At 73.5% G+C, this 18,330-nt stretch carries 16 protein-coding genes; 6 read left to right on the forward strand and 10 right to left on the reverse strand.

Annotated elements, in window-relative coordinates:
- Positions 1-3 precede the first annotated feature (3 nt).
- On the forward strand, positions 4-942 hold the full coding sequence (locus tag EIW28_RS13970; RefSeq protein ID WP_125248284.1) for a rhomboid family intramembrane serine protease: 939 nt from the start codon (positions 4-6) through the stop codon (positions 940-942).
- A 763-nt stretch (positions 943-1,705) separates the two neighbouring features.
- Here EIW28_RS13970 and mobA read toward each other — a convergent pair.
- The 3 genes from mobA to EIW28_RS13985 form a co-directional block, all read right to left on the reverse strand.
- A complete protein-coding gene (mobA, locus tag EIW28_RS13975) occupies positions 1,706-2,320 on the reverse strand; it encodes a molybdenum cofactor guanylyltransferase (protein WP_125248285.1) in 615 nt (204 codons plus the stop codon).
- 257 nt (positions 2,321-2,577) lie between these two features.
- Positions 2,578-3,558, reverse strand: coding sequence for a DUF4192 domain-containing protein (locus EIW28_RS13980; protein ID WP_125248286.1), 981 nt, complete (start codon positions 3,556-3,558; stop codon positions 2,578-2,580).
- Between the two features lie 171 nt (positions 3,559-3,729).
- On the reverse strand, positions 3,730-4,131 hold the full coding sequence (locus EIW28_RS13985; protein ID WP_125248287.1) for a hypothetical protein: 402 nt from the start codon (positions 4,129-4,131) through the stop codon (positions 3,730-3,732).
- A gap of 133 nt (positions 4,132-4,264) precedes the next feature.
- On the opposite strand from EIW28_RS13985, the gene EIW28_RS13990 reads away from it, so the two are divergent.
- Positions 4,265-5,065: a helix-turn-helix domain-containing protein gene (locus EIW28_RS13990; protein WP_232013979.1), complete on the forward strand. Its 801-nt coding sequence runs from the start codon at positions 4,265-4,267 to the stop codon at positions 5,063-5,065.
- Between the two features lie 163 nt (positions 5,066-5,228).
- Positions 5,229-8,771 carry a DNA polymerase III subunit alpha gene (dnaE, locus tag EIW28_RS13995; protein WP_125248289.1) on the forward strand — a complete coding sequence of 1,181 codons (3,543 nt, stop codon included), beginning with the start codon at positions 5,229-5,231 and terminating at the stop codon, positions 8,769-8,771.
- A gap of 60 nt (positions 8,772-8,831) precedes the next feature.
- Here the strand turns inward: dnaE and EIW28_RS14000 are convergent, their stop codons facing one another.
- Entirely contained in the window at positions 8,832-9,689 is an 858-nt protein-coding gene (locus tag EIW28_RS14000; protein WP_125248290.1) for an oxidoreductase, read from the reverse strand.
- Between the two features lie 101 nt (positions 9,690-9,790).
- Between EIW28_RS14000 and EIW28_RS14005 the strand changes: the two genes are divergently transcribed.
- Both EIW28_RS14005 and EIW28_RS14010 read left to right on the forward strand, forming a co-directional pair.
- Positions 9,791-10,654, forward strand: coding sequence for a LysR family transcriptional regulator (locus tag EIW28_RS14005; protein WP_125248291.1), 864 nt, complete (start codon positions 9,791-9,793; stop codon positions 10,652-10,654).
- Between the two features lie 84 nt (positions 10,655-10,738).
- Complete coding sequence (locus EIW28_RS14010; protein ID WP_125248292.1) at positions 10,739-11,209, forward strand: carboxymuconolactone decarboxylase family protein; 471 nt, start codon at positions 10,739-10,741, stop codon at positions 11,207-11,209.
- Between the two features lie 78 nt (positions 11,210-11,287).
- Here EIW28_RS14010 and EIW28_RS14015 read toward each other — a convergent pair whose 3' ends face one another.
- Both EIW28_RS14015 and EIW28_RS14020 read right to left on the reverse strand, forming a co-directional pair.
- Positions 11,288-11,635, reverse strand: coding sequence for a DoxX family protein (locus EIW28_RS14015; RefSeq protein ID WP_125248293.1), 348 nt, complete (start codon positions 11,633-11,635; stop codon positions 11,288-11,290).
- Positions 11,636-11,770: 135 nt separating this feature from the next.
- Entirely contained in the window at positions 11,771-13,339 is a 1,569-nt protein-coding gene (locus EIW28_RS14020) for a carboxylesterase/lipase family protein (protein WP_125248294.1), read from the reverse strand.
- A gap of 152 nt (positions 13,340-13,491) precedes the next feature.
- On the opposite strand from EIW28_RS14020, the gene EIW28_RS14025 reads away from it, so the two are divergent.
- Positions 13,492-14,067: a TetR/AcrR family transcriptional regulator gene (locus tag EIW28_RS14025; RefSeq protein WP_125248295.1), complete on the forward strand. Its 576-nt coding sequence runs from the start codon at positions 13,492-13,494 to the stop codon at positions 14,065-14,067.
- On the opposite strand, the gene EIW28_RS14030 is transcribed toward EIW28_RS14025, so the two are convergent.
- The 4 genes from EIW28_RS14030 to EIW28_RS14045 are packed head-to-tail and all read right to left on the reverse strand — an operon-like array spanning position 14,064 to position 18,261.
- Positions 14,064-14,846 carry an ECF transporter S component family protein gene (locus tag EIW28_RS14030; protein ID WP_125248296.1) on the reverse strand — a complete coding sequence of 261 codons (783 nt, stop codon included), beginning with the start codon at positions 14,844-14,846 and terminating at the stop codon, positions 14,064-14,066. The two genes, EIW28_RS14025 and EIW28_RS14030, sit on opposite strands and share 4 nt — an antisense overlap.
- Positions 14,839-16,467, reverse strand: coding sequence for an ABC transporter ATP-binding protein (locus EIW28_RS14035; RefSeq protein WP_125248297.1), 1,629 nt, complete (start codon positions 16,465-16,467; stop codon positions 14,839-14,841). The genes EIW28_RS14030 and EIW28_RS14035 overlap by 8 nt, the downstream gene beginning before the upstream one ends.
- 34 nt (positions 16,468-16,501) lie before the next feature.
- Entirely contained in the window at positions 16,502-17,791 is a 1,290-nt protein-coding gene (locus tag EIW28_RS14040) for an energy-coupling factor transporter transmembrane component T (protein ID WP_232013980.1), read from the reverse strand.
- Positions 17,788-18,261 carry a hypothetical protein gene (locus tag EIW28_RS14045; RefSeq protein ID WP_187350606.1) on the reverse strand — a complete coding sequence of 158 codons (474 nt, stop codon included), beginning with the start codon at positions 18,259-18,261 and terminating at the stop codon, positions 17,788-17,790. Before EIW28_RS14045 ends, EIW28_RS14040 begins: the two co-directional genes overlap by 4 nt.
- Positions 18,262-18,330: the final 69 nt, after the last annotated feature.

The raw sequence follows: 18,330 nt of genomic DNA on the forward strand, positions 1-18,330 counted from the left end.
TCGATGAGCGAAGAGCAGTCTGCCCCGGTCTGCTATCGCCACCGGAACCGCCAGACGTACCTGCGCTGCGTGCGCTGCGACAAGCCGATCTGCGCCGACTGCCGGATCGACGCGCCCGTGGGCTTCCAATGCCCCGACTGCGTGGCCGAGGGCCGCCGGACGATGCGCAAGACGCGCTCATCGTTCGGCGGCGGCGCCCGCGCGGGCGCCGCGGGGACCGTCACGAAGGTCCTCATCGGCGCGAACGTCGCCGTGTTCGTACTGGCGATCGTCTCAGAGCTCGTCGCGGGCGGCACCATCCAGGCCGTCACGGGCTCCGCGATGACGCCGCTGCACTGGCTCGGCGCCGAGATCGGGTTCCTCCCCGGGTACTCCACCGAGGTCACCGTGTCGGTCTTCGGCGCGTCGATCACCGCGCCGGTCGTGGCCGCGGGCGGGTACTTCCGCATGATCACGGCCATGTTCCTGCACTTCGGCGCCATCCACCTGCTGTTCAACATGGTGGTGCTGTGGATGCTCGGCCGCATCCTGGAGCGCGACCTGGGCCCCGCGCGGTTCCTCGCGGCCTACTTCCTCTCCGGCCTCGCCGGGTCGGTCGCGGTGTACCTGTTCTCCTACGACTCGTTCACGGCCGGCGCCTCCGGCGCCGTCTACGGCCTGTTCGGGCTCCTCATCATGGTGAACCGCAAGCTCCGGCGCGACAACCAGGGTATCTACGTGCTGCTCGGCCTCAACCTGGTGCTCACGATCTTCATGGGCTTCAGCCTCGCCGGCCACGTCGGCGGCCTCGTGGGCGGCCTGATCTGCGGCGCGATCCTCACGTTCGCGCCGCGCGAGCGGCGCCAGCTCCACTGGATCGGCTTCGCGGTCTTCCTGATCGCGCTTGCCGCGATCACGTTCTTCCAGACCGGCGCCCTCGACAACCGCTTCGACGTCGTCTAGACCCCGGGCCGCCGCCAGGCGGCCTGGGGTACCGTCCGCCGGGCTTCCGGGCTTCCGGGCTTCCGGGCTTCCGGGCTTCCGGGCTTCCGGGCTTCCGGGCTTCCGGGCTTCCGGGCTTCCGGGCTTCCGGGCTTCCGGGCTTCCGGGCTTCCGGGCTTCCGGGCTTCCGGGCTTCCGGGCTTCCGGGCTTCCGGGCTTCCGGGCTTCCGGGCTTCCGGGCTTCCGGGCTTCCGGGCTTCCGGGCTTCCGGGCTTCCGGGCTTCCGGGCTTCCGGGCTTCCGGGCTTCCGGGCTTCCGGGCTTCCGGGCTTCCGGGCTTCCGGGCTTCCGGGCTTCCGGGCTTCCGGGCTTCCGGGCTTCCGGGCTTCCGGGCTTCCGGGCTTCCGGGCTTCCGGGCTTCCGGGCTTCCGGGCTTCCGGGCTTCCGGGCTTCCGGGCTTCCGGGCTTCCGGGCTTCCGGGCTTGCGGGCTTCCGGGCTTCCGGGCTCGGTTCTCAGTTCTCAGTTCGACCCCGTCCGGCTTCCCCGGTTTCGAGGTCGAGGTGTTCGGGCTTGACTCGCGTCTTCGAAGGGCCCCTCCCCCCCCACCCCCCAGCCCCACCCGCCCGAAGTCGAATTGCCTGCATGGTCGTGAGGGCCGCCGCTTTGGCGGTGGCCGGCGGTCGTCGTTGACCGCCCTGGTTGCAGCGGGCGCCACTCGGCGATCGCGCGACGCGCATCCCGGATAGGCCAGGCGTCGCGGTTCGTCAGGTGGGCGTCGGTGCCGCTATTTCAGCTCCGCGGCCCAGGTGCGGGCCTGGTCGAGGTCTTCCGGGGTGTCGCAGTCGAACCATGGGGGCGGACTCGCGTCCTCCCAGGTCACGGTCTCGACCTCGATCCCGGTGAACAGGAGCCGCGCGGGGGCTCCCGGTTCGACCTCGGCCGCGTTGCGGCGCAGCCGGTCCGTCGGCCAGACGCCGCACAGCCACTGCCGGCGGCCGGCGTTGTCGCAGAAGACCGCTCCGGCCTCGGGCCCCGCCGCGTCCGCGGTGTCGACGAGGAGGCGCAGCGCCTCCGGCGACAGGAACGGGAGGTCCCCGGCCAGGACCGCCACGCGGGTGCAGTCCTCCGGAACCAGTTCCAGACCGGTCCTCACCGACCGCGCCGGGCCCGAACCCGGCGGGTCCTCGAGGACCTGGACCGCCCCTTCGGGTAGGGGCGCGGCGTCGGCGGGCCTCGTGCCCACGACCACGCGGGCGGCCGCGCCCGCGCAGGCCGCCAGGGCCCGTTCGAGGATCGTGGTGCCCGCGACGGACAGTTCGCTCTTCGCGCATCCGGCGAATCGCCGGGCCTTGCCGCCGACCAGGAGGATCGCGGCGAAATCGCTCGGGAGTTCACCCATGCACCCAGCCTAGCGACCAGGTCCGGCGCGCGGTGGCCGGTGGCCGGAGCGGTTCGGGCGCGTCTTCGGCGCGTTCGTGCGGTCATTCGGTTCCCTTCTGTTGGGTCGGTTGCGGTTGCGGTTGCGGTTGCGGTTCGGGCTCGGCCTGAACTGCGGAACCGGGTTCAGCCGCAGTCGGGGTCTGGGAGCCCGGTTCGGCGGCTTGGGCCGTGTGATCGGGCTCGGTGGCGGGGGAGGCCGGGCGTCGGCGTGCGGTCCTATTCCTCTCGTTCGGCGGCCTCCAGGTCGGCGGTGCCGATGTTCGTGAGGGCGGCCGGCGGGTAGCCGGCCTGGAGGGCGGCCCGGAGCAGTTGGGCGAGCCGGTAGTTCGGGCTCGCCCTCAGGGCCGTGTCGAAGGCTTCGAGCGCGAGGACGCCGTTGCCGAAGCGGTAGGCCGCGAAGCCCGCGACCGTGGCCGCCGGGGCCAGGAGGTCGTCGGCCATGTGGCGGGCCACCCAGAGCCACAGGTCGATCCGGTTCGCCTCGAACCGGCCGGTGCTGATGCGGCGCAGGGCGTAGTCGCGGATGTCCAAGTCGCCCAAGGCGAGTCCGATCGCGGCGATGTCGTCCGGGCCGGGGAGCGCGGTCGTGCCGAGCCAGTGGTCGATCGCGTGGAGGTCCTGGGACCGCTGGGCCGCCCAGTCGAGGTCGGCCTCGGCGGCGAGCACCGCCGCGACCGCCCGTTCGACCGCGGCGCGGCGGCCCGGCGGGGCCGGGGCGAGCTGGTCGGCGACCGCCGCGCGGTCGGCCGCGGCGTGGCAGCCCGCGACCGCGACTTCGCAGGAGGCCGGGGAGGACTCCGGGACCGGCAGGCCCTCGGCCGGGCAGCAGGGCTTGTCGCAGGTGAGGCTGAACCAGCGGCCCTCGAAAACGCGGAGCTTGTCGAGCGGCTTCACTCCGGCGTTGAAGAAGCGGGAGGCCGCGCGTTCGATCGACGCCTCGGCGACCTCCTGCTCGCCGTAGCCGATGACCACGCACTCGTCGCAGCCGTTGAGGCTGAGCTGCCCGGTGAGGTCCGGGAGGTGCTCGAGATGGTCGGCGGAGCCGGGGAGGTCGACCCGGAAGGTGCACTGGAGGCGGCGGTCGACGAGGCCGACCACCACGAGGCTGTGCTCCGGATGGAAGCCCAGGAGCAGCGGGACGGTGGTGAGGAGGTCGTTGGGGCCGCTGATGCTGATTCTCGCCTGTGTCATGTTCATACGTCAACTGTCCGTGAAGACGTCGATACAGGCAACAATTCTTTTTCGGGCTGTGGATAACTCAAATGTGAAGAAAATTGTGGATGTGGATGGTTTGGTGGGTTGCGGAAACATGTGATAGCCGGACTTGGGGGCGGCGCCTTCGCGCCGCCCCCTTGCCGTCCGGTGTGGTCAGAGGTGCTTCACGCCCGCGGCCTCCAGGACCGTGAACAGCGCGACCAGTGCCGCGCCGCCCAGCAGGACGATGTAGCCCGCGACCGTCAGGTCCACGAGGCCCGTGAAAGGCAGGACCGCGAGGGCGATCGCGGCCAGGGCGTTGTTGACCACGACGGCGACGACCTGGCCGCGCACCAGGTCCGGGTGGCCGGCGACGAGCGCCAGGACGGCTGCGCAGCCGAGCAGGTACACGCCGAACGGCACCGCCCAGGCCGGGCCGAGGCCCAGGAGCGAGTCGACCAGGGCGAACCCGGCGGTCATGAGGAGGCCGAAGCCGGCGCAGGCGAGGGCGTCCTGGCGCAGGACCGAGCGCAGCCGGGTCCGGGCGGCGGTGGCGGTGGGGGCGGTCGTGCTCATGGGTTCCTCCACAAGGGGGTCCGGCGGGACTCGGGTCGTCCCGGTTCGACGCCAATGCTGGACCCGGCGGGTCCGGCCCGCAATGACCTCTGAGGTCATGGCCGGGCGCCGCGGGCGCGGCTACGGTTGCGCCGTGACCGTCCAGACCCTCCCCGCGTTCGGCGGGCTGCTGCGCCAGTGGCGCGAGCGCCGCCGCCTCAGCCAGTTCGACCTGTCGGTGCAGACCGGGGTGTCCGCGAGGCACCTCTCGCGCATCGAGACCGGCCGCGCCGAGCCCAGCCGCCAGATGGTGCTGCGCCTCGCCGAAGCGCTCGACGTGCCGCTGCGCGAACGGAACGCGCTCCTGGTCGCGGCCGGGTTCGCACCCGCGTGGGCCGAGACCGACTACTGGGACGAGCGGCTCGCGGTGGCGCGGGAGGCGGTCGGATGGATCCTGGAGCACCACGACCCGCTGCCGGCGGTGGTGGTCGACCGGTTCGGGACCCTCCTCGACTTCAACGGCGGGGCCGGCCTCCTCATGGAGGACGTCGACCCGGAGCTGCTGAGCGGCCGCGTGAACCTCGCGCGGGTCGCGCTGCACCCGCGGGGGCTCGCGCCGCGGCTGCGGAACTTCGGGGAGGTGCGGCAGTACTTCCTCGACCGGCTGCGGGCGCAGCTCGCCGTCGACGACCACCCGGCGGTGGCCGGGCTCATCGAAGAAGTGCTCGGATACGAGCCGGTCGCGCCCGACGACGGCGGCTGGGACGGGACCTCGCCGAGCCCGATCGCGCTGCCGCTGCGGGTGCGCAGTCGGCACGGGGACCTGTCGATGTTCACCACGATCGCGACGTTCGGCGCGCCGCGCGACGTGACCGTGTCCGAACTCGCCGTGGAGCTGTTCTTCCCGCTCGACAAGGCCACCAGGGCGGCCTTCGCCGCGGCCGCCGGGGCCTGAGCGACGGCCCCCGTCGGGGGTGGGACGGACCCCATCGGGGCCGCGGAGGCGGCGCGGCCGGGCCCGGAGGGAGGCTAGGCTAGAGGGTCTGGGGCGGGCCGTCCGCGGGGGCGCGCGGCCGGCGGCCACGAGGACAAAACCACAGGTCAAGCGGGAGCGAAGCGTGTCGAACCAGTACGTCCACCTGCACGTGCACAGCGAGTACTCGATGCTCGACGGGGCCGCGAAACTCAAACCCCTGTTCGCGGAGGCGGAGCGGCTCGGGCAGCCCGCGATCGCGCTCACCGACCACGGCAACATGTACGGCGGGTACGCGTTCTACCAGCAGGCGAAGAAGTCCGGGATCAAGCCGATCCTCGGCATCGAGGCGTACCTGGCCCCGCACGACCGGTTCCACAAGAAGCCCGTGTTCTGGGGCGAGCCGGGCCAGCGGCCCGACGACATCTCCGGCGGCGGCGCGTACACGCACATGACGATGCTCGCGAAGGACTCCGCGGGCCTGCGGAACCTGTTCCGCCTCTCCAGCCTCGCGTCGTTCGAGGGCTACTACTACAAACCGCGCATGGACCGGGAACTCATCGCGCAGCACGCGGCCGGGATCGTCGCCACCACCGGCTGCCCCTCCGGCGAGGTCCAGACCCGGCTGCGGCTCGGCCAGATCGACGAGGCGATGCAGGCCGCCGCCGACTACCGCGACATCTTCGGCGCCGAGAACTACTTCCTGGAGGTCATGGACCACGGGATCGGCATCGAGCAGCGCGTCAAGGACGAGCTGTACGACCTCGCGAAGCGCCTCAACCTGCCGCCGCTGGTCACGAACGACTCCCACATCGTCACCGCCGACCAGAAGGACACGCACGAGGCGCTCCTGTGCGTCCAGTCCGGCACCACCCTCGACGACCCGAAGCGGTTCAAGCTCGACGGCGACGGCTACTTCCTGCGCTCGGCCGACCAGATGTACGGGCTGCGCAGCGACGACCTGTGGCAGGAGGGCTGCGCGAACACGCTCCTCGTCGCCGACATGGTGTCGTCCTACGACGAGATCTTCGCCGTCCAGGACCGGATGCCGGTCATCCAGGTCCCCGAGGGCCACGACCAGGGGACGTGGCTGCGCGAGCAGGTCGCGGTCGGCCTCAAGGAGCGGTTCCCGGGCCAGGACGTGCCCGCGGAGTACCTGGAGCGGGCCGAGCTCGAGCTGAACGTCATCATCAACGCCGGCTACCCCTCGTACTTCCTCGTCGTCGCCGACCTCATCGCGCACGCCCGCTCCATCGGGATCTACGTCGGCCCCGGCCGCGGCTCGGCCGCCGGCTCGCTCGTCGCGTACGCCATGAAGATCACGAACATCGACCCGATCGAGCACGGCCTCCTGTTCGAGCGGTTCCTCAACCCCGAGCGCGTCTCGATGCCCGACATCGACATCGACTTCGACGACCGCCGCCGCGGCGAGATGATCACCTACGCCACCGAGAAGTACGGCAAGGAGTTCGTCGCCCAGGTCATCACGTTCGGCACCATCAAGACCAAGGCCGCGATCAAGGACGCCGCGCGCATCCACCACGGCCAGCCCGGCTTCTCGATCGCCGAGCGCATCACCAAGGCGCTCCCGCCGCCCGTCGCCGCCACCGACATCCCCCTCTCGGGGATCATGGACCCCGAGCACCCGCGGTACAAGGAGGCCGGCGAGGTCCGCAGCCTCATCGAGAACGACACCGAGGTCCGCACGATCTTCGACACGGCGCTCGGCCTGGAGGGCCTGATCCGCAATGCGGGCGTGCACGCCTGCGCGGTCATCCTCTCCTCGCAGCCCCTCGTCGACTGCATCCCCATGTGGGCCAGGCCCGACGGGTCGATCATCACCGGGTGGGACTACCCGTCCTGCGAGGACATCGGCCTGCTCAAGATGGACTTCCTGGGCCTGCGGAACCTCACCGTCATCGGCGACGCCATCGAGGCCATCAAGATCAACCGGGGCATCGACCTCGACCTCGACACGCTCGCCACCGACGACGCCAAGACGTACGAGCTCCTCTCCCGCGGCGACAGCCTCGGCGTGTTCCAGCTCGACGGCGGCGCCATGCGCGAGCTCCTCAAGCGCATGCAGCCCACCGAGTTCAACGACATCATCGCCGTCAACGCCCTCTACCGGCCCGGCCCGATGGCCGCGAACTCGCACAACAACTACGCCGACCGCAAGAACAAGCGCCAGGACGTCGTCCCGCTCCACCCCGAGCTCGCCGACGCCCTCGAGGAGATCCTCGCCGAGACGTACGGCCTCATCGTCTACCAGGAGCAGATCATGCGCATCGCGCAGAAGCTCGCCGGGTTCACGATGGGCCAGGCGGACATGCTCCGCAAGGCCATGGGCAAGAAGAAGCTCGACGTCCTGGAGAAGCAGTTCGCGGCGTTCGAGGCCGGCATGCAGTCGAACGGGTTCTCCAAGGAGTCCATCAAGACCCTGTGGGACATCATGCTCCCCTTCGCCGGCTACGCGTTCAACAAGTCGCACGCCGCCGGGTACGCCCTCGTCGGGTACTGGACCGCGTACCTGAAGGCGAACTACCCCGCCGAGTACATGGCCGCGCTCCTCACCTCCGTCGGCGACTCCAAGGACAAGGCCGCCGTGTACCTCTCCGAGTGCCGCCGCATGGGCATCACCGTCATGCCCCCGGACGTCAACGAGTCCCGGCACATGTTCCACCCGGTCGGCAAGGACATCAGGTACGGGCTCGGGGCCGTCCGCAACGTCGGCGCGAACGTCGTCGCCGGCATCATCGAGGCCCGCGAGGAGAAGGGCGCCTACGCCGACTTCAAGGACTTTCTCCAGAAGGTCCCCGCGGCCGTGTGCAACAAGCGGACCGTGGAGTCGCTCATCAAGGCCGGCGCGTTCGACTCCCTCGGGCACGCCCGCCGCGGTCTCGCCGAAGTCCACGAGAAGGCCATCGACGCCATGGTCTCCATCAAGAAGGAGGAGGCCCGCGGCCAGTTCGACCTGTTCGGCGGCATGATGGCCGAGACCACCGACACGCTCGGCGTCGACCTCACCATCGCCGACGACGAATGGGACCGGCGCGACAAGCTCGCGTTCGAGCGCGAGATGCTCGGCCTGTACGTCTCCGACCACCCGCTCAACGGGTTCGAGCGGCTCCTGTCCTCCAACGCCGACCGGCCCATCGCGGCCCTCCACGGCGAGGACGTCCCCGACGGCGCGAACGTGCGCGTCGCCGGCATCCTCCAGAACGTCGCCAAGCGCGTCACCAAGCAGGGCAAGCTGTGGGCCTCGGCCACCCTGGAGGACCTCGCCGGCTCGATCGAGGTGCGGTTCTTCCCGAACACGTACGAGCTCGTCTCCGAATCGCTCGCCGACGACCTCGTCTGCTGCGTCAAGGGCAAGCTCGACCGCCGCGACGGCACCGCCCAGCTCATCGCCCAGGACCTCGCCGTCCTCGACACCTCGACCGGGCCCGAGTCGAACTCGGCGCCGATCACGCTCGCGCTCCGGGCCGCCTCGGTCAACCCCGCGCTCATCGAGAAGCTCTCCGACACGTTCAAGACCCACCGCGGCGAGGCCCAGGTGCGGGTCCAGCTCGCCAACGGGCCCAAGACGACCCTGTACGCGCTCGGCGACGCCTGGCGGGTGCGGCCCTCGATCGAGCTCTCCGCCGACCTGAAGGCGCTCCTCGGCGCCGGCGCCCTCATCGGATAGCGGCGGGACCGGGCCGGGCCCCGCGGCCGGCCCGGTCCTGCCCCGCCGGTGCAGCGGCTGCTAGCGGTCGAAGTCCGTCGCCCGCGACACGTGCTCCCACGCGTCGAGCTCCGCCTCCTGCTCCTTCAGCGACTCCCGGATCCGGTCGACCGCGGTCCCGCCGAGCGCGAGCCGCAGCGGGACCTCCTCGGCCGCGAGCGCCTCCAGGATCGCCGCGGCCGCCTTCGCCGGGTCGCCCGGCTGGTTCCCGTCCGACGCCGCGAACGACGCCCGGAACGGGCCCACCGTCTCCTCGTAGCCCGCGACCGGCGCCGACTCTGAGTGCACGCCCCCCGCGAAGCTCGTGCGGAACGCGCTCGGCTCGACGATGAGCACGTCGACGCCGTGCGGCCGCACCTCGGCCGCGAGCGCGACGCTCAAGCCCTCCAGGGCGAACTTCGTCGCCGAGTACGCGCCCACCCCGGGGAACGAGGTGCGCCCGCCCATGCTGGAGAGCTGCACGATCGCGCCCGAGCGGCGGGCCCGCATGTGCGGGAGGGCCGCCCGGACCAGGTTCGCGGGCCCGAACACGTGCAGGTCCATGAGGGAGCGGAGCTCGGCGTCGGTGGTCTCCTCGACCGCGCCGAGGTGGCCGCGGCCGGCGTTGTTCACCAGGACGTCGATGCGGCCGTACCAGAGGAGGGCCTCGGCGACGACCGCTTGGACGCGGTCCGGGTCGGTCACGTCCAGCTGGACCGGGACGACCCGGCCGGGGTGGGCCGCGGCGAGGTCGTCGAGGGCCTCGGGGCGGCGGGCGGTCGCCACGACCGTGTCGCCGGCGGCGACCGCGGCCTCGGTGATCGCGCGGCCGAAGCCGGCGCTGCTGCCGGTGACGAGCCAGACGCGGCCTGCGGCGGTGCGGGTGGGCTGGGTGCTCATGGGTTTCCTTCCGTCGGTGCTCCCTCATTTATCCCCTTGGGGCCCTTGGGCGTCCAATACCGGTCTTCGACCGCCCCATAAACGCGGCTTATGATCGCGGGATGGAGCTGCGGCAGCTGCGGTACCTGGCGGCGATCGCCGAGCACCGCAACCTCGGTCGGGCGGCGCGGGCGCTGTACGTCAGCCAGCCCGCGCTCTCCTACGCGCTCAAGCGCCTCGAGACCGAACTCGGGGTGCGCCTGTTCGACCGCACGCCCGCCGGCGTCGAGCCGACCGCGGCCGGGGCGGACGTCCTGCGCGCCGCCGCTGAGGCCCTCGCCGCCGCCGACCGGGTGGCCGCGGCCGCGGAGCGCCACCGCGCCGGCGGCGTCCTCCGCGTCGGGTTCGAGGCCAGCGGCGCCGGGGAGCTCACCACCCGCGCCCGCGCCGAGTTCGCGCGCCTGCGGCCCGCGGTCCGGGTGGTGCCCAAGCGGTTCGACTGGGGCGGCGAGGCCGCGGCCCTGCGCGAGGGGGCCGTGGACGCCGCGTTCGTGTGGCTCCCGGCCGACCTCGACGGCTGCGAGTCCCTGCTCGTCCACACCGAGCCGCGCGTCGTCGGCATGCCCGCCGGGCACCGCCTCGCCGCGAAGGACCGCGTCACCCTCGCCGACACCGCCGCCGAGCCGCTCATGTGGACGGACGCGGCGCCGCGCGCGTGGGTCGACTGGTGGGCCGTGAACCCCCGCCCCGACGGGTCCGAACCGGTGTGGGGGCCCAAGAACGACAACGTCGAGGAGATGCTCGACCAGGTCGCCGCCGGCGCCGCGGTGTGCTTCGCGCCCGCGTCCACGGCCGCCTACTACGCCCGGCCCGGCCTCGCGTGGGTGCCGCTCGCCGACGCCGAGCCCCTGCGCGTCGTCCTCGCCTGGCGGCCCGGGCACCCGCTCGCGGAGGACTTCGCGGCCGTCGTCCGCACCCTCCTGTGACGCGCATCGCAGGCACTGTGGTCACATCGGCGGCCCGGCGTCCGTCAGAGGGGTGCAAGCGAACCACACCGAAGGAGCACCGCCATGGGCATCACGCCCCGCATCGAGAACCCCGCCCAGTACCTGCCCGTCGTCAACGAGATCGCGGCCGCCGTCAACAAGGTGAACGCGGAGGGCGTCCTCCCCGGCACCCTCGTCAGCCTCGTCCTGCTGCGCGTCGGGCAGCTCCTCGGCAGCGCCTACTTCACCAGCCGCCAGCTGGAGGCCGCCGAGGACACCCCCGAACGGCTCGGCGCGGTCGCCACCTGGCGCACCTCGCCGCTGTTCACCGACGCCGAGCGGGCGGCGCTCGCGCTGGCCGAGGCCGTGCACACGCCGAACCCGACCGGGGAGCGCGTCAGCGACGAACTCGTCGACGAGGCCCGCAAGCACCTCTCCGAAAAGGAGATCGTCGTCCTCATCGGGGTGCTCGGGCAGATCGGGTTCTTCACCCCGCTGGCCCTCATCGGCAGCCCGAAGGTCGGCGTCTCCTTCGCGGAGCAGTGGACCCGGTAGGCCCGAACTGAAGGGAGACCGGAAGGGCCCGCGCCTCGCGCGGGCCCTTTCCCTCTGCGCCCCTGTGTTGGTCGCGCCCTAGGCGAGGAGGCCGAGGGTGAGCGCGGCCGCGGCCGGGACCAGGTACATGAGCGGCGCGAACAGGGTCCCGTACGAGCGGGCGCGGAGCACGGTGGCGACCGCGCCGAGGAAGTACAGGACCAGGCCGATCCCGGCGGCGGTCCCGATCGCGGGGACGGCGAGGCCGGCGAGGAGGCCCGCGGCGCCGGCGGCCTTGGCGAGGCCGAGCGCGAACCACCAGCGCTCGGGGACGCCGTAGTGGCGCAGCGGGTCGACGACGTAGGGGGCCTCGGCCCAGATCGAGTACGCCGAGAACCCGGTCCAGAGGGCGGCGATGATCGTGACGGTGACGTAGGCGATGGTCATGGGTCTGCTCCGGTTCTCTCGAGTGCTGTCGTCCGGGTGAACCGGCGGCCCCTCCCGACGTGACCGATCGTGACCAGGGTCACGTATGCATGGTGCGGGGCCCGGAGCGCTCGGCTCCGGGCCCCGCGCGGGCGGCTAGTAGCCGAGGCCCGCCCAGAACTCGAGGCGGTGCACCTCGGCGAAGTCGGTGCGGCGCACGCCCGCGTCCGTGAAGGCGCGGGCCGAGCACTCGCCAGCGGTCCAGCGGCCGCGGCCGTCCGGGTCGCCGGTGCGCGCGAACGTCGTCCACGCCTTCGCCATCGCGTCGGCCACGGCCTCCTGCCGCGGCGTGCGGGGCTCGTAGAAGTCCGGCTCGAAGAGGTAGGCCACGTCGACCATGTGGTACGAGTCGACCGCCCACTCGGGGCGCGCGAAGGTCCCGAACCAGGGCGTGTCCGTCGCCGCGAGCTCGTACACGAACGCGTCGGTGTGCTCGCCGAGCGCCGCGGCCGTCGCGGAGAGCGCGGTCGCCCAGTGCGCGTCGGTCTGCACCGCGGCCAGGGCCTTCGCCGGGTTCTCGTACTCGGCGACCGGGTACTCGGCGGCGACCGCGGCCGCGTCACCGCCGAAGGCCTCCAGGGCCGTGAGGTAGTCCGCCTCGGTGATCCGCTCGCCGGTGAGGACCTCCTGGCCGCCGGTCATGAGCTGCTCCTCGTCGCGGTTGATCCCGATGAGGACCGGCACGTCGGCGACGTCCCCGGCCGCGATCGCGTCGGCCGTGGCGACCGGCATGACCGGGCCGCCCTCGACCGGCTGCACCTCGAACAGGCCGGCGACCGCGTCGTTCAAGGCCTCCGGTGCGAGGCCGCGCAGGCAGGACTCGACCGCGGCGAGGTCCTCCAGGCCCGGGCACAGCGTCTCGGCGACGGCGGTGTCCCGCGCCCGGCCCTCCTCGCGCGAGGGCGCCCAGTCGGAGGAGCACGGCGCGGACTGCACGATCGCCTTGTCGAACAGGCCCGCCGAGGTCGGGGAGGTCAGGTGGGCGCAGACGTCGTAGCCGCCGCCCGACTCGCCGAAGACCGTGACGTTCCCGTCGTCGCCGCCGAACGCCGCGGCGTTCGCGCGCACCCAGCGGAGCGCGGCCTGCTGGTCCTCCAGGCCGTAGTTCCCGGAGGTCGCCTCCCCGCCCTCGTCGAGCGCGGGGTTGGCCATGCTCCCGAACAGGCCCTGCCGGTAGTTGACGGTGACGACCACGGTGCGGCCCTCGGCGACCAGCTGCGACGGGTCGTACTGGCTCCCGGCGCCGTAGGAGTTCCCGCCGCCGTGGAACCAGACCATGACCGGCAGGTCGTCCGCGCCGGTGTCGGGCGCGTACACGTTCAGGTAGAGGCAGTCCTCCTCCTCACTCGGGGCGGCCGGCATGTTCGCGACGCCCTGCGAGCAGGCGGCGCCGAACTCGACGGCCTCGCGCACGCCGTCCCACGCGGCGGCGGGCTGCGGCGACGCCCAGCGGAGGTCGCCTTCGGGCGGGGCGGCGTAGGGGACGCCGAGCCAGGAGCGGACCGCGCCGTCCGTGGCGCCTTGCAGCGCACCGAGGTCGGTCTCGACGAGGGTGGGGGCGGGCGCGGCGCTCGCGGTGCCGGCGCCGAACGCGACGGCGGCGGCGGCGAGGCCGGCCGCGGCGACGCCCGCGGCGATCGCCCTGGCGGTCTTGGGAAGTGGCATGGGGTGCTCGCTTTCGGTCTCCTGCGGAACGGGGTTCGTCCGCCGGGAAACCGTACCAAGGATTTGGGCAAACGCGCAATGCGATCGCCTCAGAATTCTGCGCAAGGCGTTCGTTCAAGGCGTATGCCCAGGCCACTGCTACGATGGCCCGCATGGGGAACCGCGAATCACTCCTCGAGGGCGCCAAGCAGTGCCTGCTCGAGAAGGGCTACGACCGGACGACCGTGCGCGACATCGCCACCGCGGCCGGCGTCAGCATGGCCGCGATCGGCTACCACTACGGCTCGCGCGAGGCGCTCCTCCAGGAGGCGCTGTTCAAGGCCCTCGAGGACTGGGACGCCGGGCTCCAGGCCCAGCTCTCGCGCCTCGACGAACCCAAGGGCCCCAAGCGGTTCGCGGCCGTCTGGCGCCTGCTGCACGAGCACGTCGAGCAGAACCGCACCATGTGGATGGCGAGCTTCGAGCTGTTCATGCAGGCCCAGCGCTCGCCCGAGCTCGCCGCGCTCTACGCGCAGGGCCAGCCCGGCGCGACCGCGGCCATGGCCGCGCTCGCCACCGGCGAGATCGAGGAGACCATCGACGCCGAGACGATCCGCACCGTCGGTGCCGTCCAGCTCGCCCTCGTCTCGGGCGTGGTCATGCAGTGGATGTCCTACCCCGGGGACGCCCCCGGGCCCGACGAGATCGCGGCCGGCCTGCGCGGCCTGGTCGCCGTCCTCGACGCCTAGGACCAGTTCGCGCGGCGCGCGGCCCGGCGCAGGACCCGCAGCAGCAGCGGGCCGGTGAGCACGAGCAGGACCGCGGTGGTCGCCGCCCGGCCGACGTCCCAGCCCAGCGAGGTCGCGACCGAGTACGCGACCAGGCGCGGCAGGTTCTCGTCCAGGCCGCCGCCGGGCACGTACGCGAGGCCGCCCTGCGTGAGCGCGAACGGCCAGAACGACAGGTTCATCAAGAGCCCGTAGGCGAGCGACGCGACGACGCCGTACCCGGCGAGGAGCGCGACCTCCCCGGCCCGGCCCGCCCGCGTGTCCGGCGTGCGCGGCAGCAGGCCCGCGCCCAGGCCCACGAAGGCGGCCGCGAACATCTGGTACGGCATCCACGGCCCCACGCCGCCCGTGAGCAGCGCCGACGCGAACAGGCCCGTGCAGCCCAGCAGGAACCCGAAGCCCGCGCCGAACACCCTGCCCGCCAGCACGATCAGGAAGAACACCGTCTCCACGCCGGCCGCGCCCGCCCCGAACGGCCGCACCGCCGCCACCACCGCCGACAGGACGCCGAGCATCGCCACCGCCCGCGCGTCCAGGCCCCCGGCGCTCAACTGGACCACCACGGTGGCCGTCACCAGCGGCAGCAGCAGCGCGAACAGCCAAGGGCCCGAAGTGGTCTCGGTGAGCGCCCCGCCGGGGGCCGCGAGCAGCGGCCACGACATCGCGACCAGTCCGAACCCGGCGGCGAGGACGAGCGCGAGCGCCGCGCGGCGGCGCACGGCCGGGCGCGCCTCAGCCATCGCCGGACTCCAGCGCCGCCGCGACCTCGGCCACCGTCGACCAGCCCGGCAGGATCTTCTCGACCTGCGGCGCGAACATCGGCGAGGCGGCCGTGATCTGCCGCGCCGGGCCGTCCGCCACGACCTCCCCGTCCGACAGGACGATCACGCGCGAGGCGAACTCGGCGCAGAACTCGACGTCGTGCGTGGACACGACCACGCAGTGGCCCGCCCCGGCGAGCGCCTTCAGGCGGGCGGCGAGCGCGGCCTTGCCGGGGTAGTCGAGGCCGCGCGTCGGCTCGTCGAGCAGCAGCAGCGGCGGTGCGGCCGTGAGGGTCACGGCGAGCGCGAGGGCGAGCCGCTGCCCTTCGGAGAGGTCCCGCGGGTGGGCGCGCGGGTCGACGTCGTCCACGAGGTCGTCGAGGATCTTCGCGCAGGCGCCCTTCGGGGCGCGGCCGTCCTCGTCGGCGCCGGCGCACTCGGCGGCGACGGTCTCGGCGTACAGGAGGTCGCCGGCCTCGGCCGGGACGAGCCCGGCGAGGGTGCGCCGCTCCCCGGGGCGGCGCGCGGCCGGGTCGGCGCCGCCGACGGCGACCGCGCCGCCCGAGCGCCTCCCGGTGCCCTGGAGCGCCCACAGGAGGCTCGACTTCCCGGAGCCGTTGCGGCCCATGAGGGCGATGCGCTCGCCGCGGGCGGCGACGAGGTCGATCCCGGCGACGGCGCGCACACCGGGGTAGTCGACGGTGACGCCGCGCGCTTCGAGGAGCGGCGGCCCGGCCTGCGGCGGCCGCGGATTGTCGGTGCCCGGAGCTACGGTTTCGGCACGCTCGGCGAGGCGTTCGCGGAGCGGGGCCGCGTGGCGGCGGGCCTCGCGGATCGTCACGGGCGGGCCGGGCCAGCCGGCGAGCCGTCCGAGCCCCACCACCGGGGGCGCGACCGGCGATCGGGCGAGGATCTCGCCGAGTGGACCGGCGGTGACCTTGCCGTCGTTGAGAAGGAGGGCGGAATCTGCGTATTGGACGACGCGTTCGAGCCGGTGCTCCGCGAGGAGGACGGTGATCCCGAGGTCGTGCACGAGCCGGTGCAGGGCCGAGAGGACCTCGTCGGCCGCGGTCGGGTCGAGCGCCGAGGTCGGCTCGTCGAGGACGAGCGCGGTCGGCCCGGCGACGAGGGCCGCGCCGATCGCGACCCGCTGCCGCTGCCCTGAGGACAGCTGCGCGAGGGCCCGGCCGCGCACGTCGGCGAGGCCGAGGAGGTCCACGATCTCGGTGACGCGCTTGCGCATCGCCGCGGGAGCGACTCCGAGCTGCTCGGCGGTGTATGCGAGTTCGAGCTCGACCTCGTCGGTCACGAACCCGGCGAGCGGGTCCTGGCCGACGTAACCGACGACCTCGGCGAGGTCGGCGGGGGTCGCGCCGCGCACGTCGCGGCCGGCGACGGTGATGCGCCCGCGCATGTCGCCGCCGGTGAAGCGGGGCACGAGCCCGTTGACGGCCTTGAGGAGCGTCGACTTGCCCGCGCCCGTGGGGCCGACGAGGAGGCAGAACTCGCCTTCGGGGAGCGCGAAGGTCACGTCGTCGAGGACGGGTGCGCCCTCGTAGGCGAAGGTGACGTGCTCGAACGCGATGGCGTCGCTGATCATCGGGTGCCCTCCCTTGCCGTGGTGTCGCTGCTGGTCATCGAGGCCCCTCCGGCGGGGCGTCCCCGTGCGGCGCAGCGCGGCCGCCCCGGGGCGGCGCGGGATGCCGGGTCGGCGGGGCGGCGCCGTCCGCTCGCGGGGTGCTGCGCGATCGCGTCGTGCCGTGCTCCTGCGGTGGCGTCGGTTCCGGGTGCGCGGGCGGCGCGGTGCCGTTCCGGTCTGCGGTGCCGCCCGGCGCCGAGGGGACGAGGACCGCGGGCGCGGCGGCGGCGAGGACGCCGGCCGCGGCGGTCAGCGGGAGCGGCGGCGCGTGGAGCGGCGAGGTCGCGGGCCACAGCGCCGCGGGTTCGAGCGCGAGGGCGGCGGCGGTGCCGGCGACCGCGGCCGCGCCGGAGGCGACGACGGCCCAGTCCTTGGGCCCGAACCGGTCCGGCCGGTACCTGGTGTGCGGGACCCGCTTGGACGCGTAGGCGATGCCGAAGACCGCGGCGGCGGCGCCGGCCGCGAGCACCGCCCACGCGAGCGGCGCGGGCGTGGTGGTGCCGAGGAGCGCGTACGCGCCCGCGCAGAGGCCGAACAGGCCGATCAGGAGTGCGGTACCGGTGGCGCGGCGGTCCCGCGCCGGGACGCCCGCGGCACGCCCGTACCCGCGCGAGGCCATGGCGGCCGCGAGGTGCAGGGACCGGTCGAGCGCGTCGTGCAGGACGGGCGCGACGACGGTGCGCATGAGGTTCGCGGGGCTGCGGCTCGTGTTGCCGCGCAGCGCCCTCGCCCGCCGCACCCGGCCGACGCCCGCGACGAGCTGGGGCGCCACGGACAGGGCGACGACGACCGCGACGCTCACCTCGTACAGCGCGGCCGGCACGGAGCGCAGGAGCCGGCGCGGGCTCGCGAGCGCGTTCGCCGCGCCCACGCACACCAGGAGCGTCGCCAGCCGCATCCCGTCGTAGAGGGCCGCGAGGGCGCCTTCGGCGGTGACGTTCCCGCCGAGCCTGAACCCGGCGGCCCACTCCGGGAGTGTCACGGACGGGAGCGTGAACAGGACGGTGGGCCCGTCCGAGCCGCCGAAGACGACGTAGAACGCCATGCGAACCGCGACCGCGCTCAATCCGATGTAGAGGAACACCCGGTACGCGCCCGACCAGGGCTCGTCGCCGCGGCAGAACGCCACCACGAGCCCGGCGACGGCCGCGATGAGCAGCAGCAGCCACGGGTTCGCGGTCCGCCCGGCGGCGGTCGCGAGGAGCAGCGCCCAGCCCCACCACGCCACGGGGTGGGCGGTGCGGCGGCGCAGCGGGCGGACGACGGTCGCGGCCGGCACGGTCACGCGCGCCGGTCGCGTCGGAGCCGCCACGCCGCGAGCCCGCCGATGACGGCGAGCGCCGCGACGGCGACGATCCACGTGTACTCGAACCGGCCACCGGACTCCTCCTCGGGAGCGGCGGGCGCGACGGCGTCGATCGGCGCGACCGCGGGCGGCTCGGAGCCGTCCCCGAACACCCAGCCCTCGATGTCGCCCGGGTCGGGCGAGGCGTCGGCGCCGCCCACGATCGAGTAGGTCCACTCCTCGTCGCCGGCGTTCGCGTGCCAGTAGGACCAGTACGCGTCGGCGGGGGGCGAGGCGCCGCAGTCGGTCTCGGGCAGCTCGTCGATGCGGCACACCATGCCGCGGATCGACGCCACCTCCGTCACCGAGAACCCGGCCTGCACCAGGGCGTCGAGCCCGTCGGCCGGCCCGGCCGCACACCCGGTCTCCGGCTCGGTCCCGAGCGCTCCGAAGTCGACCACCACGGTCACCCCGGTGCACGGATTCTGCGCGGCCGCAGGCGAACCCGCGGCGAGAATCGCGCCAGCCACCCCGAGCGC

The sequence above is a fragment of the Glycomyces terrestris genome, from assembly GCF_003933745.1.
In the GTDB taxonomy this organism is placed as follows: Bacteria; Actinomycetota; Actinomycetes; order Mycobacteriales; family Micromonosporaceae; genus Glycomyces; species Glycomyces terrestris.

Excerpts from the sequence above, each read along its gene's own strand:
- EIW28_RS14015 (WP_125248293.1), bottom strand. The coding sequence starts at position 11,635 with ATGACCATCGCCTACGTCACCGTCACGATCATCGCCGCCCTCTGGACC.
- EIW28_RS14025 (WP_125248295.1), top strand. The coding sequence starts at position 13,492 with ATGGGGAACCGCGAATCACTCCTCGAGGGCGCCAAGCAGTGCCTGCTC.
- mobA (WP_125248285.1), bottom strand. The coding sequence starts at position 2,320 with ATGGGTGAACTCCCGAGCGATTTCGCCGCGATCCTCCTGGTCGGCGGC.
- EIW28_RS14035 (WP_125248297.1), bottom strand. The coding sequence starts at position 16,467 with ATGATCAGCGACGCCATCGCGTTCGAGCACGTCACCTTCGCCTACGAG.
- EIW28_RS14000 (WP_125248290.1), bottom strand. The coding sequence starts at position 9,689 with ATGAGCACCCAGCCCACCCGCACCGCCGCAGGCCGCGTCTGGCTCGTC.
- EIW28_RS14010 (WP_125248292.1), top strand. The coding sequence starts at position 10,739 with ATGGGCATCACGCCCCGCATCGAGAACCCCGCCCAGTACCTGCCCGTC.
- EIW28_RS13985 (WP_125248287.1), bottom strand. The coding sequence starts at position 4,131 with ATGAGCACGACCGCCCCCACCGCCACCGCCGCCCGGACCCGGCTGCGC.
- EIW28_RS13970 (WP_125248284.1), top strand. The coding sequence starts at position 4 with ATGAGCGAAGAGCAGTCTGCCCCGGTCTGCTATCGCCACCGGAACCGC.
- EIW28_RS14030 (WP_125248296.1), bottom strand. The coding sequence starts at position 14,846 with ATGGCTGAGGCGCGCCCGGCCGTGCGCCGCCGCGCGGCGCTCGCGCTC.
- EIW28_RS14005 (WP_125248291.1), top strand. The coding sequence starts at position 9,791 with ATGGAGCTGCGGCAGCTGCGGTACCTGGCGGCGATCGCCGAGCACCGC.
- EIW28_RS14020 (WP_125248294.1), bottom strand. The coding sequence starts at position 13,339 with ATGCCACTTCCCAAGACCGCCAGGGCGATCGCCGCGGGCGTCGCCGCG.
- EIW28_RS13980 (WP_125248286.1), bottom strand. The coding sequence starts at position 3,558 with ATGAACATGACACAGGCGAGAATCAGCATCAGCGGCCCCAACGACCTC.